The sequence below is a fragment of the Microbacterium sp. genome (genome assembly GCF_036277215.1).
In the GTDB taxonomy this organism is placed as follows: Bacteria; Actinomycetota; Actinomycetes; order Actinomycetales; family Microbacteriaceae; genus Microbacterium.
In genome coordinates, this window is the sequence record NZ_DASUNI010000297.1 from 1 (window position 1) to 16,228 (window position 16,228).

Here is a 16,228-nt window from a genome sequence, read left to right on the forward strand (position 1 = left end):
AACGACACCTGCAGGTGCCCGGCCACGCGGTCCATCTCGAAGTCGGCCGAACGCACCGGCTGGTTCGCCACACGCTGGATCCGCACCGCGAGCGCATCCAGAAGCGCCACGGGCGGCATCCCGTCGTGGAATTCCGGGCCCTGGCCGCTCAGTTCCTCAGCGAACCGCGCGGCCCAGTCCGCCGCGGGCACGACGGAGCGGCGGATCGCCTTCGGCAGCGCGCGCAGGAGCCCCGTGATCAGCTCGTCCCGCATTCCCGGCACCTGCCAGTCGAAGCCGTCGGGACGCAGCTGCGCCAGCAAGGCGAGCGGGACGACAGCCGTGACGCCGTCGTCGTCGGCTCCCGGCTCGAAGCGGTACTGCAGCGAGAGCACCTGGTCGCCCTGCGTCCACCGGGCCGGGAAGTCGCGCTCATCACCGCGCGCTGCATCGTCGAGCAGGTCGGCCTCGGTCATGTCGAGCAGCCGCGGCGTCCGACTCGAGGCGTCCCGCCACCAGGCCTCGAACGAGCGGACGTCGAACACGTCACGGGGGATGCGCGCGGCGTAGAACGCGTACACCGCCTCATCGCCGACGAGGATGTCGCGACGGCGCTCGCGCTCCTCGATCTTCTCGAGCCGACGTCGCAGCTCGAGGTTGCGCCGCTCGAAGGCGGTCAGCCGCTTGTCCATGCCCACCGGGGCTCCGCCTTGGACCCCCGGCTCGCTCACGCGGCGCCCATTCGGATCCCAGTCGCCTTCCACGAGGGCGTGCCGCAGGAACAGCTCGCGCGCCAGCGGCCGGTCGAAGCGCGCGAGCTGGGCACGACGCCGCGGCACGATGTCGACCCCGAACAGCGTCACCTTCTCATAGACGGACGCCGCCCCCGCCGCTTTGGACCAGTGCGGCTCGCTGAGCTGGCGCTTGGCGAGATCGCCGGCCAGGGACTCGGCCCACGCCGGGTCCACGGCGGCGACGGTGCGTGCGAACAGTCGCGAGGTCTCCACGAGCTCGGCGGCCATCACGGCGGAGGGGCGCTTCTTGCGCAGTCCGGAACCGGGGAAGATCACGAATCGCGCTCCGCGCGCGCCGATGTACTCGCCGGCGGGCTCGCGCTTGTTCGCGCCCCGCCCCGAATCCGGTCGGGCGCCGATCGCCTTGGGCGAGCTGCGCTCATCCAGGATGCCCAGATGCGACAGGAGCCCGGAGAGGATCGCCTTGTGCAGATCGTCTCCGGCGTGGCCGGGTCCCATCGAGAGGTCGGATGTCGCATCGGTCGTCGCTCGGTCGGTTCGCGGCGCGCCGACGAGCATGCGCAGCTGCCGGTGCACATCGACCCACTCCCGCACCCGCACGTAGTTGAGGTGCTCAGACCGGCACAGACGCCGGAAGGCGCTGGAGCCGAGGGCGGACTGCTGCTCCTGCAGGTGGTTCCAGAGGTTGAGGAGCGTGATGAAATCGCTCGTCGGATCGACGAACCGGGCGTGCAGGCGGTCAGCCTCTTCGCGACGCTCCTCGGGTCGCTCGCGCACGTCCTGGATCGACATGCCCGCCACGATCGCCAGAACGTCCCGCTGCACCCCCGTCCGCTTCGCCTCGATCAGCATGCGCGCGAAGCGCGGGTCGATCGGCAGGCGCGAGATCTCCCGTCCCAGGTCGGTCAGCCGTGTCCCGCCGGCTCGCTCGGGCCCCGAGCCGCGCTGCAGACCCGAGTCCCTTCGGGACGCCGAGCCTGTCGATGGGCGCACGGCGCCGAGCTCGAGCAGCAGGTCGAACGCGGCTTTCACGCCGCGCGAATCAGGCGGTGTGAGGAACGGGAAGGCGGTGATGTCGCCGAAGCCGAGCGCGAGCATCTGCAGGATCACCGACGCGAGGCTCGTGCGCAGGATCTCCGGCTGGGTGAACTCCGGACGACGCTCGAAGTCCTCCTCGGAGTACAGCCGGATCGCGATGCCCGGCGACGTGCGACCGGCGCGTCCTGCCCGCTGCTGCGCCGACGCCTGGGAGACCGCCTCGATCGGCAGCCTCTGGATCTTCGACCGCGCGCTGTAGCGGGAGATGCGGGCGGTGCCGGTGTCGATCACATAACGGATGCCGGGAACGGTCAGGCTCGTCTCGGCGACGTTCGTCGCGAGGATCACGCGACGGCGCACGCCGGGCAGAGTCGAGCGCTCGAACACACGGTGCTGCTCAGCCGCGCTGAGGCGTCCGTACAACGGGAGCACCTCCGTCGGAGACGCATCCTTCGCGTACATGCCGCGAACGGCATCCATCGCATCGCGGATTTCGGCCTCGCCGGGCAGGAACACGAGCACGTCGCCAGGAGGCTCGCGATCGAGCTCCCGTAGGGCGGCGGTTATCCCGTCGATGTCGTCCTCCCCGTCACGCGTTTCGTCTCGCTTGGCTCGCTCAACGACCGGCCACTTCTCGCCACCCTTCGACGGGCTCGGGGACGGATCGGTCGCAACTGGGGCACGGTAGCGGATCTCGACGGGGTAGGTGCGACCGGACACCTCGATGATCGGAGCCGGGTTGCCGGCGGCGTCCGAGAAGTGCTCCGCGAAGCTCTGCGGGTCGATCGTGGCGCTGGTGACGATGACACGCAGGTCGGGTCGTCGCGGCAGCACCTGAGTCAGGTAGCCGAGCAGGAAGTCGACGTTCAGCGACCGCTCGTGGGCCTCGTCGACGATGATCGTGTCGTAGCGCCGCAGCAGCCGATCGCGATGGATCTCGTTGAGCAGGATGCCGTCGGTCATGAGAGCGACACGCGTGTCTTCCGAGACCTTGTCGGTGAAGCGCACCTTGTAGCCGACGGTCGTCCCGAGCGGCACCTGGAGTTCATCGGCGACGCGCTCGGCGATCGTGCGCGCCGCGATGCGCCGGGGCTGCGTGTGCGCGATGCGGGTGCGGCCCAGCTCCAGGCAGATCTTCGGCAGCTGCGTCGTCTTGCCCGAGCCCGTCGCGCCGGCGACGATGACGACCTGATGATCTCGGATCGCGCGCGCGATCTCGTCCCGAGCGGCGGTGACGGGCAGCTCCGGCGGGTAGGAGATCACGGGTTCGGGCGCGGGCATAGCCTTCGATCGTACCCACCGCCCGTGCGCCGGGGCGTGCCGGGTTTCGGGCGGTGTTGCCTCGCTCGGTCATCGGATCTTCGCGGATCGACGCAAAACGCATTGAACTTCCGGCTCACACGCGAGACGTCCCGTCGCCCGATTCCGCCGGAGCATGCTGTGTGAGCCGGAAGCGAGACCCGCTGGCGGCGTTCGCGCGTCCCGTCCCGCGCAAAGGTCCAGGCCGGTCGCCCGAACGAGGGCTCAGAGGACGTCAGTCCCACGCGCCGATCGCGAGCGAACCCGACCAGGGGTGGAATCGGAGCTCCTAGGCTGGAACGATGACGATCCCCACGGTTCAGCTCAACGACGGCTACGACATCCCCCAGCTCGGCTACGGGGTCTTCCGCGTTCCAGCGGGCGACACCGAGCGCGCGGTCTCGGAGGCGCTCGAGGTCGGCTATCGCCACATCGACACGGCGGCGATCTACGGCAATGAGGAAGGCGTCGGGGCGGCGATTGCGAACAGCGGCATCCCGCGCCGCGAGCTCTTCGTCACGACCAAGCTCTGGAACGACCGTCACGACGGGAACGACCCACACGACGCGATCCGCGAGAGCCTGGACCGCCTGGGGCTAGAGCGGGTCGATCTCTACCTGATCCACTGGCCGACACCGGCGAAGGACAACTACCTGCACGCCTGGGAGCAGCTCATCGAGCTGCGCGCCGCCGGACTGACCCGCAGCATCGGGGTCTCCAACTTCCTCGTGCCGCATCTGGAGCGCATCGTCGCGGCGACCGGTGTCGTTCCCGCCGTCGACCAGATCGAACTGCACCCGGCGCATCAGCAGCGCGACGTCACCGACTGGGCGGCTGCTCAGGATGTGCGAATCGAAGCCTGGGGACCGCTCGGCCAGGGCAAATACGACCTGTTCGGCATCCCGGCGGTGCGCGAGGCGGCATCCGCTCATCAGAAATCCCCAGCTCAGGTGGTGCTGCGCTGGCATCTGCAGAAGGGCAACATCGTCTTCCCGAAGTCGGTGCGGCGAGAACGGCTGGAGGAGAACATCGACGTGTTCGACTTCGAATTGTCGGATGCCGAGCTCAGGGCCATCGACGCGCTCGACCCGGGCGACGGGACCGGCCGGGTCAGCTCGCACCCCGACGAGGTCAACTGACCCGCAGGACCGGTGTATGACGCCCCGTGTCGTCTGGCCGGGTGGCACGGGCGCGCCGCGCATAGCCTCGGACCATGACCCAACCGCTGCGCATCGTGGGCGTCTCGGGATCGCTCCGCGAGCCGAGCAAGACGACCGCTCTGGTGCGCGCACTCATCGAGGAGGTCACCGAGCGCGAAGCGGTCGAGACGCGGCTCATCGAGGTGGCCACGCTCGGCCCTCTGTTCGCGGGTGCGCTCCGCCGGGAGGATGTCGAGCCCGAGGTCGAGGACGCGCTGCGCGCGATCGAGACGGCCGACCTGCTCATCGTGGCCAGTCCCGTCTACCGGGCATCCTTCACCGGCCTGTTCAAGCACCTGTTCGACTTCGTCGGGCAGTATGCGCTCGTCGGTACGCCCGTCCTGCTCGCGGCCACGGGCGGCGGCGAGCGTCACGCGCTGATCCTCGAGCATCAGTTGCGTCCGCTCTTCGGGTTCTTCCAGGCGCTCACGCTGCCGGTGGGCGTCTACGCGTCCGATGCGGACTTCGCGGGCTACGAGCTGACGTCCCCGGATGTGAAGCGCCGCATCGATCAGGCGGTCACCCGCTCGCTGCCGCTCGTGCGGCAGGCGGCGGCCCAGCGGATCTCGGAGTACGTCGCCACCTGGTGACGGGATGCGCTGAGGGCCTGCCCCCGCGCGCGAACCCGACGTAGCGTGGAACCGTGAATCCGCGCCTCGAGGCATCTGCAAGCCCCTACCTGCGGGCGCATTCCGGCAATCCGGTCGCCTGGTACCCGTGGGGCGAGGCCGCCTTCGCCGAAGCTCGCAGGCGCGACGTGCCCGTCATCGTGTCGATCGGCTACTCGACGTGCCACTGGTGCCATGTCATGGCACGGGAGTCCTTCGAGGATGAGCGCACCGCCGACGCGATGAACCGAGACTTCGTCGCCGTCAAGGTCGACCGCGAAGAGCACCCCGAGGTGGATGCCGCCTACATGTCGGCCGCGGCGGCTTTCACACCGCACCTCGGCTGGCCGCTGACCGTCTTCACCACCCCGAGCGGCCGTCCGTTCTACGCGGGAACCTATTTCCCGCCCGAGCCGCGCGCCGGCATGCCGTCCTTCACGCAGATCCTGGGCGCGGTCCGGGAGGCGTGGACACAGCGCCGCGAGCAGGTCGATGAGACCGCCAGCGCGGTGGCTGCGGCGCTCGCGGACGCCCGGGCAGCGATGCCGACGGAGACCCGGCTGCCGGACGTCGACGATCTGGCCGCGGCCGCGGATGCGATCGCCGCGCGCGAAGACCGCCGGTACGGCGGATTCGGAGGCGGCGACCTCGCCGTTCCGAAGTTCCCGGTCGCGACCGCCCTGAGATACCTCCAATCGCCGGCCGTTCGAAGCGCGAACCCGGCGGCGTCCGCCGTCACCGACCGCGCGCTCGGTGCGATGTCCTCGTCCGAGCTCCGTGATCCGGTGGAGGGTGGGTTCTTCCGCTACACGACCCGTGGCGATTGGACCGTCCCGCACTACGAGCGGATGCTGACCGACAACTCCCAGCTGCTGGACGTCGCCGCCGACGCGGGGGACGAGCAGACCGCCTCCGGCATCGCGCGGTTCCTCCTGGACGTGCTGCAGCAGCCGGGCGGCGGTTTCGGCGCAGCCCAGGACTCCGAGTCGTGGATCGACGGGGCCCGCAGTGAGGGCGGCTATTACGAGCGGGATGCCGAGGCCCGTTCCACGCTGCAGCCTCCCGCGGTCGATGGAAAAGTGGTCACCGGCTGGAACGGGCTGGCCATCGGCGCGCTCGCGCGCGCCGGCGCGCGCTTCGACCGGATGGAGTGGATCGAGGCTGCGCGCTGGGCGGCGGACGCGGTCATCGGCGCCAATGTCCGCGCAGACGGAGCGCTGGTGCGCGCCTCGTTGGATGAGATCCCCTCTCCCGCGGCGGCCACACTCGCCGACTACGGGCAGTTCGCATGCGGCCTCGCCGCGCTCGCCACCGCGACCGGCGAAGCCGCCTACGCCGAGCGGGCTCGCGACCTCGTCCTCGCCTGCGTGGGCCCCGACGGTGAGCTGCGCACGCCGGGCGGCGGCGATCCGGTGCTGGCGGCGCAGGGCATCGCAACCGCGGACGCCGCCTCCGACGGCGACGAGCCGTCCGGTGCCGCCGCCGTGGCCGGGGCGTCGTCGGCGCTGTGGCTGCTCGGGGCGGGTGACGCGTTCCGGGCGCTGGCGGAGCGCGTCGTCGCGGAGCACGCGAGCGCAGCGCTCGCGCAGCCGCTCGCTTATGGCGCGCTGCTGCGCGTCGCGGCCGAGCTGGCACGGCCCCCGCGACAGCTCGTGGTCGTCGGGGGCGACCCGGCTGCCCCGCTGGTCGCCGCCGCGCGGCGCATCCGAACCGATGTGCTGGCGATCGTCACCGCGAACCAGTCTTCGCGATGGGCGGCGGCGGGCTTCAGCCTGTTCGAGGGCAAAGTCTCGATCGATGGCGCGGCGACCGCCTACGATTGCCGCGACTTCGCCTGCCGTCTCCCGGTCACGGATGCCGCGGCGCTCGTCGACTGAGGATCAGACCCAGCCGGTCATCCAGGCGTGCGCGTACCAGAAGTCGTACGGCACGCGCGCGCCGATTAGGATCGGGTACCAGAACGCCGACAGTACGACAGCGAAGAGCAGGATGACCAGCACCACGCGCTGCCCGCTGAGGCGCCGATGGCTGTCGACCTGCTGGGCCCCCGAGATGTCCCGCAGGGCGAAGGTCAGCGCGAGCAGCACGAACGGCAGAACCGCGATCGTATAGAACTGGAACATCGTGCGCTCGGGATACAGCAGCCACGGCACGTACGTGACGGCCACGCCCGTCAGCACGAAGGCGAAGCGCCAGTCGCGGGTCCGCACGAACCGGTAGACGAGGTACAGCACCGCGGCCACGCCCCCGAACCAGATCAGCGGGTTGGGCATGCTGTAGATGTTCTCGATGCAGCCCTTCGCGGTGTCGCATCCCGCCTCGCCCATCGGCGTCGACTGGAAGTACATCGACGTCGGCCGCAGCAGCAGCGGCCATTGCCAGGCAGGGCTGGCGTATCCGTGCGAGGCGTCGAGTCCGACGTGGAAGCCGTAGATCGACTGGTGGTAGATCCACAGGCTCTGCAGCGCGGGCGGCACCCACGACCAGAACCCGCCGCCGGCCACGGCGTCGGCCTCGTGCCTGTCGTAACCACCGTCCGTCACCAGCCATCCCGTCCACGTCGTCAGGTAGACGACGAACGCGACGGGGACGAAGAGCGCGAATGTGGCCGGGCCCTGCCGGATCGCGGCATCCGCCGGCCAGAAGCCGACGCCGGCCCTCCGGCGGGCGAGCGCGTCGGTGACGATGAGGTAGACACCCAGTCCGGCCAGCACATAGACGCCCGACCACTTCACGGCGGTCGCAGCCCCCACGGCGGCGCCGGCCGCGATGATCCACGGCCGGTTCCACAGCACCGGCCCCCACGCGGGCGCCTCGCCGTCCGCGGAACGCGCCTCGACGAGCGCGACCAGCCGGTCCGGGTATCGGCGGCGATCCAGCAGCACGAACCAGAACGCGACCAGCACGAAGAAGGCCAGGAAGACGTCGAGCAGGGCGACCCGGCTGAGTACGATCGCCAGGCCGTCGATCGCCATCAGGAACGATGCGACGGTCGCGAAGACGAGCGAGCCGCTCAGCCCCTTCGCGACGAAGTAGAACACGAGCACCATCGCCGTGCCGAACAGGGCGGTGGTGATGCGCCATCCGAACGAGGAGTCGGGGCCGAAGACCGCCATCCCCGCCCCGATGAGCAGCTTGCCGAGCGGGGGATGCACGACGAAGCTGCCGGTCGGCGTGAAGGCCTCGGTGTCACCGGCCAGGAACCTCGCGTTCGCGTCCTCCGGCGGCCAGGTGCCGGCGTAGCCCAGGAGCCATTGGCTCCAGGCATCCTTCACGTAGTAGGTCTCGTCGAACACGAACGCGTGCGGATGCCCCAGATCCCACAGGCGGAGGATGCCGGCGAGCAGGGTCACCAGGGTCGGCGCGAGCCATGCCCAGCGCCGGGCGATCCGCGGATTCGCGGCCACACGGGTCGACCAACGGTCGTAGGCGGACGGCCGCGTCTCAGGCAGGAGAGGAGCCGTGGCCGTCACAGGCACCAGCCTAAGGTGGGACCGTGATCATCCTCGCCGCGACCCCGATCGGCAATCTCGGTGACGCGTCGAGACGACTGGTCGAGGCGCTCGAGGCGGCCGCCATCATCGCCGCGGAAGACACCCGCACGACGCAGCGGCTGCTCGCCGGCCTCGGAGTCTCGAACCGTCCCCGGCTCATCGCGCTGCACGACCACAACGAGAAGGAGCGGGCGGGCGAGGTGGTCGCCCTCGCCCGCGACCAGGATGTGCTGGTGCTCAGCGACGCCGGCATGCCGACCGTGAGCGATCCGGGATACGGGCTCGTCGCCGCGGCGGCTGCGGCGGGTGTGACGGTGAGTGTCATCCCCGGCCCGAGCGCGGTCCTGGCTGCGCTCGCCGTCTCCGGGCTGCCGACGGACAGGTTCACGTTCGAGGGCTTCCTGCCTCGCAAGCCCGGCGATCGCCGCGGCGCGCTGGCCGCTCTCGCGGCCGAGCGGCGCACCATGGTCTTCTTCGAATCGCCCGCGCGCCTCGCGGCATCCCTCGCCGACATCGCCGCCGCGCTGGGCGCCGAGCGGCGCGTCGCGGTCTGCCGCGAACTGACCAAGCTCTACGAGGAGGTCGTTCGCGGGACGGCATCGTCGCTCATCGAGTGGGCTGCGGCCGGCGTCCGCGGGGAGCTGGTCCTCGTCGTCGAAGGCGCGCCCGCCGCCCAGATCGCCTTCCCCGACGCGGTCACCCAGGTGCTCGAGCTCGTCCGCGGGGGAGCCCGGCTGAAAGATGCCGCCGGCGAGGTCTCGGCCCATACGGGTCACTCGTCTCGGGAGCTCTACCAGGCTTCGCTGGCTGTCCGGGATTGAGGAACTGTTACAGAACCGGCTCTCGCGCCGGGACGTGCGCGGCCGCTCCGACACACGGCCGGGCGCCCGATCGCGCACAACTAGAATTCTCGGGTGAGAACCGGCGAATCCTTCTACATCACGACGCCGATCTACTATCCGAGTGATGTGCCCCACATCGGGCACGGCTACACGACGGTGGCGGTCGACGCCCTTGCGCGATGGCATCGCCAGGCGGGCGACGACACCTGGATGCTGACGGGCACCGACGAGCATGGGCAGAAGATGCTCCGCGCCGCGGCGGCCAACGGAGCCACCCCGCAGGAATGGGTCGACCGGCTCGTGGCGGAATCCTGGCTGCCGTTGCTCAAGACCGTCGACGTCGCCAACGACGACTTCATCCGCACGACGCAGCTGCGTCACGAGGAGCGCGTGCAGCAATTCGTGCAGGCGATCTACGACCGCGGCTACATCTACGCGGGGGAGTTCGAGGCGCTGTACTGCGTCGGCTGCGAAGAGTTCAAGACCGAGTCCGAGATCGTGGACGGCACCGGGCCGTTCGAGGGTCTCAAGGTCTGCGCCATCCACTCCAAGCCGCTGGAGCTGCTTCAGGAGAAGAACTACTTCTTCAAGCTCAGCGAGTTCCAGGACCAGCTGCTGGCGCTGTATCAGACCGACTTCGTGCGGCCCGAGTCGGCGCGCAACGAGGTGATCTCGTTCGTCAAGCGAGGGCTCAAGGACCTTTCGATATCGCGGTCGACCTTCGACTGGGGCATCAAGGTGCCGTGGGACGAGTCGCACGTCATCTACGTGTGGGTGGATGCGCTGCTGAACTACGTCAGCGCCGTCGGGTACGGCAGCGATCCTGAGGAGTTCGCGCGCCGCTGGCCCGCGTATCACGTGGTCGGCAAGGACATCCTGCGCTTCCACGCCGTGATCTGGCCGGCGATGCTCCTCGCCGCGGGCGTCGAGGTCCCCCGAGGCGTGTTCGCACACGGGTGGCTGCTGGTCGGCGGCGAGAAGATGTCCAAGTCCAAGCTCACCGGCATCGGTCCGAGCGAGATCACCGACGTGTTCGGCTCGGACGCGTACCGCTTCTACTTCCTCTCGGCGATCGCATTCGGGCAGGACGGATCGTTCTCCTGGGAGGACCTGTCCGCGCGCTATCAGGCCGAGCTCGCGAACGGCTTCGGCAACCTCGCCTCGCGCACCACCGCGATGCTCGAGCGGTACTTCGAGGGCATCGTGCCGCCTGCCGACGAGTACACCGAAGCCGAGGTCGCGATCCAGAAGACGGTGGCGGATGCCGCGGCCGCCGCCGACGCGGCGATCGAGCGCTTCCGCATCGACGAGGCGATCACCGAGATCTGGACGATCGTCGATGCCCTGAATCTCTACATCACCGAGAACGAGCCGTGGGCGCTGGCGAAGGACGACGCGCAGCGGGCTCGCCTCGGCACGGTGCTGTACACCGCCGCGGAGGGGCTTCGCGCGCTGGCGGTGCTGCTGTCGCCGGTCATGCCGATCGCCACCGAGAAGCTGTGGATGGCACTCGGCGCGGCTGAGACCGTGGGCCTGCTCTCCGAGCAGCCGATCCGCGAGGCGGGACGCTGGGGGATCCTGCCCCCGGGCTCCTCGGTGAACGGCCTGGCCCCGTTGTTCCCGCGCGTCGAACAGAGCGTATGACCCTCCCGAGCTCCCCGGTCCCCGAGCCTGCCGAAGCGCCGGATGCGAGCCAGTACGTCCGCGAGCGCACGCAGGAGGGACGCCGCGACGTGCGGTGGCCCGCCGCGCCGGAACCGCTCGCGGTGCCGGTCTACGACAACCACGCACACCTGGAGATCGCCGACGGCGACGAGCCTCTGACGGTCGACGAGCAGCTCGCCCGCGCGGCCGCGGTCGGCGTGATCGGCGTGGTCCAGGCGGGCGGCGATGTCGACTCGAGCCGATGGTCAGCGTGGGCCGCTGCATCCCACCCCGGCGTTCTGGCCGCGGTCGCCATCCACCCGAACGAGGCGCCCGCGTATGAGGCGGCGGGCGGGCTGGATGCCGCCATCGCGGTGATCGACGAGCTCGCGGCCCAGCCGCGCGTCCGCGCCATCGGCGAGACCGGCCTGGACTTCTTCCGCACCGGCGAGGACGGATTCGCGGCTCAGTTCCGCTCGTTCGAGGCTCACATCGAGCTGGCCAAGTCGCACGGCATCGCGATGCAGATCCACGACCGCGAAGCTCACGACGCCGTCCTCGAGACCCTGCAGCGGGTGGGAGCGCCCGATCGCACCGTGTTCCACTGCTTCTCGGGGGACGAGCACATGGCGCACATCGCCGCCGACCGCGGCTACTTCCTCTCGTTCGCGGGCAATCTCACGTTCAAGAACGCCCAGAACCTGCGCGACGCGCTCGCGGTGACCCCGCTCGAGCGGATCCTGGTCGAGACGGACGCCCCGTTCCTCACCCCGATCCCGCACCGCGGGCGTCCGAACGCGCCCTACCTCGTGCCGCTGACGGTGCGGTTCATGGCCGCCGAGCTCGCGATCGGGCTCGACGAGCTGTGCGCGCAGCTCGCCGCGAACACCGTCGAGGTCTACGGCGCGTTCTGATCGACGTGAGTGTCGCTCATCGACTCGAGCGTGCGTCCCTTCGTCTCGCGGACGAACCTGATCACGAAGAAGATCGCGACGAAGGCGAAGAACGTGTACACGCCGTACGCCAGCCCCAGGCCGACCGCGGCCAGCGCGGGGAACGTCGTGGAGATCACGAAGTTCGCCGCCCACTGTGCCGCAGCCGCGACCGAGAGCGCGACCGCCCGGATCCGGTTGCTGAACATCTCGCCGAGGAGGACCCACACGACCGGACCCCACGACGCGCCGAAGAACACGACGTACAGGTTCGCCGCCACGAGCGCTGTCGTGCCCGCCGCTCCTTCGAGGACCGGCTGCCCGTCGACGACCGTCGCGGTGGAGAACATCACCGTGAGCACCGCCAGGCACACGAATTGGCCCATCGCGCCGACCAGCAGCAGGGGCTTGCGGCCCACCCGGTCGATGAGCATGATGGCCACGATCGTCGTGACGATGTTCGTCACCGAGGTGATCACGGTGATCGTAAGGGAGTCCTGCTCGGTGAACCCGACCGCCTGCCACAGGGTCGACGAGTAGTAGAAGATCACGTTGATGCCGGTGAACTGCTGCAGGACCGACAGGCCGATGCCGACCCACACGATCGGCAGCAGTCCGAACCTGTTGCCCCGGAGGATCCGGAACCGCGGGCGGTCCTCCTTGCCCTCGACGGTCTTGAGGATGTCCGTCGAGGTCTTCTCGACGTTCCCGCCGACATAGCGCGTCAGGACTTCCTTCGCCTTGCTCATCTGCCCGCGGGCGATGAGGTAGCGCGGTGATTCGGGGATCGTCAGCGCGAGCGCGCCGTACAGCAGGGCCGGGACGACCGCCACCAGGAACATCCACCTCCACGCCTCGAGTCCGAGGAGCCAGTCAGCCGTCGACGAGCCGGCGAACGCGACGATCGCCGCGTCGCTCAGGAGGGCGATGAAGATGCCCGAGACGATCGCCAGCTGCTGCAGTGAGCCGAGCCGACCGCGGTAGGCCGGCGGGGAGACCTCCGCGATGTAGGCGGGGGCGATCACCGAGGCCGCGCCGACGCCCAGTCCGCCCACCACACGCCAGAACGACAGATCCCACACGCTGAACGCCAGGGCGCAGCCGATGGCGCTGACGATGAAGAGGATGGCGGCGATGACCATGACACGGATGCGGCCGTACCGGTCCGCGATGCGGCCGGCGTACCAGGCGCCTATCGCGCAGCCGATGAGGGCGGATGCGACGGCGAAACCGAGCAGGAACGGCCCGGTCTCGAATTGCTCGCCGATCGCGCTCACGGCGCCGTTGATGACGGCGGTGTCGAACCCGAACATCAGGCCGCCGAGCGCGGCGGTCGCGGCGACGAGTATGACCCGCGCGATGGGAACGGATACGTCGCCGTCGGAATTCTGAGCCGAACTCATGAGTGGTCCTCCTCGGTGAAGTCCCCCGACGAACAGACCCGCTCGCCTGGGCCCCACCCTGTCGTGCCCGGCGCGGACCTGTCAAGGGAACTGTCGGCACCCGCCCGGCTACAGTGAACACATGCCCGTGACGCTTCTCGGCGCGGCCGAGATCCGCGCGCTCGCCTCTGAACTCGACGTCACCCCGACCAAGAAGCTCGGGCAGAACTTCGTCGTGGACGGCAACTCGGTGCGTCGCATCGTCCAGGTCGCCGGCGTCACGGCCGGTGAACGGGTCGTCGAGGTGGGTCCCGGTCTCGGATCGCTCACGCTGGCGATCCTCGAGACCGGCGCATCGGTGGTGGCTGTCGAGATCGACCACCGGCTCGCCGCACGGCTGCCGCGGACGGCCGCCGCGCACGGCGTACCCGAGTCGGCCCTCGTCGTGGTGGATGCCGATGCGCTGCGCCTGTCCGAACTGCCGGGCGAGCCGACCGTCCTGGTGGCCAACCTCCCGTACAACGTCTCGGTGCCGGTGCTGCTGCACTTCCTCCAGACGTTCCCGTCGCTGCAGCGCGGAGTGGTGATGGTGCAGGCCGAGGTGGGCGAGCGGCTGGCCGCGCCGCCCGGCTCCAAGGTGTACGGAGCGCCGAGCGTCAAGGCGGCGTGGTACGGACCGTGGCGCCTGGCCGGCACCGTGTCACGCCAGGTGTTCTGGCCGGTGCCGAACGTGGACAGCGTCCTCGTCGCCTTCACCCGCGACCCGCAGCCGCGGGGGACCGAGGCGGAGCGGATGCGCACGTTCCAGATCGTGGATGCGGCGTTCCAGCAGCGTCGTAAGATGCTCCGCCAGGCGGTCTCGGGTGTGCTCGGCGGCTCGTCGGCTGCGGCATCCGCCGTTCTGGAACGAGCCGGCGTCGCACCGACCGCCCGCGGCGAGGAGCTGGGCGTCGAGGACTTCCTGCGCATCGCACGCGCGTCCTGACATCACATTTCCAGACTGTTCGCGTGCCGCTCACACGTTGTTCAGGAAACACGCCTGTAACATTTGCGTTGGTCCGCCATCTTGGTGGAGAGGCGCACGCGGCGCCGAAGGGAAGAGGGTCCCGATGCGCACCGCCGAGTATCCGGCAGCCGAACGCGTGCTTCTGCACCTCAGTGACACGCATCTGCGGGCGGCGCGCTCGCGGCTGTTCGACCTCGTCGATGCGGGAGAACGACTCGCGCAGGCGCTCGCGGTGATCGAGGCCTCCGGCATCGCCCCCGACGGCGTGGTCTTCACCGGCGACCTGGTCGACCGGGGCGAGAGCGATGCGTACACCGAGCTCCGGGCTCTCGTCGAGCCGTTCGCCGCGCGACTCGGCACGCGCGTCTTCTGGGTGATGGGCAACCACGACGCCCGCTCGCATTTCCGTGCCCGCCTGCTCGACGAGCAGCCCGCGGTCGACCCGATCGACCGCGTCGACGAGCTCGACGGGCTGCGGCTGGTGACGCTCGACACGAGCGTTCCCGGATCGCATCACGGCGAGATCCGGCCCGCGCAGCTCGAATGGCTCGCAGGGGTCCTCGCCACCCCGGCACCGTTCGGCACCATCCTCGCGATGCATCACCCGCCGGTGCCGAGCGTGCTTCCCCTCGCCGGGAGCGTCGAGCTGCGCGACCAGTCCCGGCTCGCAGCGGTCCTTCGCGGCACCGACGTGCGCACGATCATCGCCGGGCACCTGCACTACTCCACGTTCGCGACATTCGCCGGCATCCCGGTGTCAGTCGCGTCGTCGACCTGCTACGCGCAGGACCTCACCGTGCCGACCGGCGGGAGCCGGCCGCAGGACGGCGCGCAGGCCTTCAACCTCGTGCACGTCTACGACGACACGGTGGTGCACTCGGTCGTGCCGGTGGACGCGCCCAACACGCTCGAGCACATCGACGCGAGCGAGGCGCGCCGTCGCCTGGCCGACGCCGGCGTCGTCCCGCTCAGCGCCCGACGGCGGATCGCTCCGCCGACGGAGCCGATCCCCGTCCTGCGCTGACCTCGGCGACCTCCCACGGGGCTCGCACCGGGAACATGCGCTCCAGCGTCTCGGTGACCGTGCGCACGCGCAGCTCTTCGGGCATCTCGGCCTCCCCGCCGTCGTTGAGGCAGAACATGTCCACGTCGCGGCGACGCGCGAGGCGCTCCATGCCCGCCAGCGACGCTGCGAGGGTCGTCTGGATGTAGCGCACGCGCGGCGCGCTGCTCGAGAGCGCACGACCGGTGAACTGCGCGTAGTAGTGATACAGGCTGTTCGTGACCGAGATGTCGGTGGCGGAGCGAAAGCGCGACGCCGCTGTGCGGGCGAAGTCCTGCGGGAACTCGCGCTCGAGCTCGCTCATCACGCTGCGGCGCAGGGGAGTGGCGCAGTGCTCGAGGTCGCGCGTGATGGTGCGCCCGAAGCGTTCGCGCAGCAGGTCGCGGTTCACGCGCAGCGCGTTGTCATGACCGCTGCGGTCGCGCGTCGAACCGCCCGTGCCGATGCGGACGCCGCACTCCACGAAGCGGGTGAGGCCGGCGGGTGAGAAGAACAGCTCCGGCTCGACCGACCGCCCGAAGAACATGTCGTCGTTCGAGTACAGGAAGTGCTCGGCGAGCCCGTCGATGCGGTGCAGCTGGGCCTCCACGGCGTGCGAGTTGTGGATCGGCAGCACGGACGTGTCGGCGAAGAACTCCTCGCTGCGCACGATCGTGACCCGCGGGTGCTCGAGGAGCCATGACGGGGCGGGGGAGTCGGTCGCGATGAAGATGCGGCGCACCCACGGGGCGTACATGTGCACGCTGCGCAGCGCGTAGCGCAGTTCGTCCACATGCCGGTAGCGCGCCGGCCCGTCGTCGCCTTCGCCCACGACGTACTCCTCGAGCTGCGCGGCGCGCTGACGCTGGAACTCGCTGGACGAGCCATCGACCCACGAGAACACCATGTCGACGTCTTCGGTGAACTCCGCGGGGTGCACGTCGAACATCCCCGAGATCGTCCGCCAGCCGCGCCCGAAGCGATGCACGTCGGTGTACTCGAGGTCGG

The 16,228-nt window shown here is 69.9% G+C and carries 12 protein-coding genes; 8 read left to right on the forward strand and 4 right to left on the reverse strand.

What is annotated here, in order from left to right; translation table 11 throughout:
- The coding region (gene hrpA / locus VFX99_RS14460; protein ID WP_329666993.1) for an ATP-dependent RNA helicase HrpA at nt 1-3,053 on the reverse strand (3,053 nt) is incomplete at its 3' end.
- Nucleotides 3,054-3,373: 320 nt separating this feature from the next.
- Here hrpA and VFX99_RS14465 point away from each other — a divergent pair.
- The 3 genes from VFX99_RS14465 to VFX99_RS14475 all read left to right on the forward strand — a co-directional run bounded on the left by VFX99_RS14465 (nt 3,374) and on the right by VFX99_RS14475 (nt 6,755).
- Entirely contained in the window at nt 3,374-4,210 is an 837-nt protein-coding gene (locus VFX99_RS14465) for an aldo/keto reductase (RefSeq protein WP_329666994.1), read from the forward strand.
- Between the two features lie 74 nt (nt 4,211-4,284).
- On the forward strand, nt 4,285-4,860 hold the full coding sequence (gene msuE / locus VFX99_RS14470; RefSeq protein ID WP_329666995.1) for an FMN reductase: 576 nt from the start codon (nt 4,285-4,287) through the stop codon (nt 4,858-4,860).
- A 53-nt stretch (nt 4,861-4,913) separates the two neighbouring features.
- A complete protein-coding gene (locus VFX99_RS14475; RefSeq protein WP_329666996.1) occupies nt 4,914-6,755 on the forward strand; it encodes a thioredoxin domain-containing protein in 1,842 nt (613 codons plus the stop codon).
- A gap of 3 nt (nt 6,756-6,758) precedes the next feature.
- On the opposite strand, the gene VFX99_RS14480 is transcribed toward VFX99_RS14475, so the two are convergent.
- Nucleotides 6,759-8,351 carry a dolichyl-phosphate-mannose--protein mannosyltransferase gene (locus VFX99_RS14480; protein ID WP_329666997.1) on the reverse strand — a complete coding sequence of 531 codons (1,593 nt, stop codon included), beginning with the start codon at nt 8,349-8,351 and terminating at the stop codon, nt 6,759-6,761.
- A 23-nt stretch (nt 8,352-8,374) separates the two neighbouring features.
- Here VFX99_RS14480 and rsmI point away from each other — a divergent pair, with 23 nt between their 5' ends.
- The 3 genes from rsmI to VFX99_RS14495 all read left to right on the forward strand — a co-directional run bounded on the left by rsmI (nt 8,375) and on the right by VFX99_RS14495 (nt 11,772).
- Nucleotides 8,375-9,193, forward strand: a complete 819-nt coding sequence (gene rsmI / locus VFX99_RS14485; RefSeq protein WP_329666998.1) for a 16S rRNA (cytidine(1402)-2'-O)-methyltransferase — start codon at nt 8,375-8,377, stop codon at nt 9,191-9,193.
- A 93-nt stretch (nt 9,194-9,286) separates the two neighbouring features.
- Nucleotides 9,287-10,858: a methionine--tRNA ligase gene (metG, locus tag VFX99_RS14490; protein WP_329666999.1), complete on the forward strand. Its 1,572-nt coding sequence runs from the start codon at nt 9,287-9,289 to the stop codon at nt 10,856-10,858.
- Nucleotides 10,855-11,772, forward strand: a complete 918-nt coding sequence (locus tag VFX99_RS14495) for a TatD family hydrolase (protein ID WP_329667000.1) — start codon at nt 10,855-10,857, stop codon at nt 11,770-11,772. Before metG ends, VFX99_RS14495 begins: the two co-directional genes overlap by 4 nt.
- On the opposite strand, the gene VFX99_RS14500 is transcribed toward VFX99_RS14495, so the two are convergent.
- Entirely contained in the window at nt 11,757-13,193 is a 1,437-nt protein-coding gene (locus VFX99_RS14500) for a sugar porter family MFS transporter (protein ID WP_329667001.1), read from the reverse strand. The genes VFX99_RS14495 and VFX99_RS14500 overlap by 16 nt on opposite strands.
- A gap of 121 nt (nt 13,194-13,314) precedes the next feature.
- On the opposite strand from VFX99_RS14500, the gene rsmA reads away from it, so the two are divergent.
- Both rsmA and VFX99_RS14510 read left to right on the forward strand, forming a co-directional pair.
- Entirely contained in the window at nt 13,315-14,157 is an 843-nt protein-coding gene (rsmA, locus tag VFX99_RS14505) for a 16S rRNA (adenine(1518)-N(6)/adenine(1519)-N(6))-dimethyltransferase RsmA (RefSeq protein ID WP_329667002.1), read from the forward strand.
- Nucleotides 14,158-14,281: 124 nt separating this feature from the next.
- On the forward strand, nt 14,282-15,202 hold the full coding sequence (locus tag VFX99_RS14510; protein WP_329667003.1) for a phosphodiesterase: 921 nt from the start codon (nt 14,282-14,284) through the stop codon (nt 15,200-15,202).
- Here the strand turns inward: VFX99_RS14510 and VFX99_RS14515 are convergent.
- On the reverse strand, nt 15,147-16,228 hold a 1,082-nt coding region (locus VFX99_RS14515; RefSeq protein WP_329667004.1), incomplete at its 5' end, for a stealth conserved region 3 domain-containing protein. The two genes, VFX99_RS14510 and VFX99_RS14515, sit on opposite strands and share 56 nt — an antisense overlap.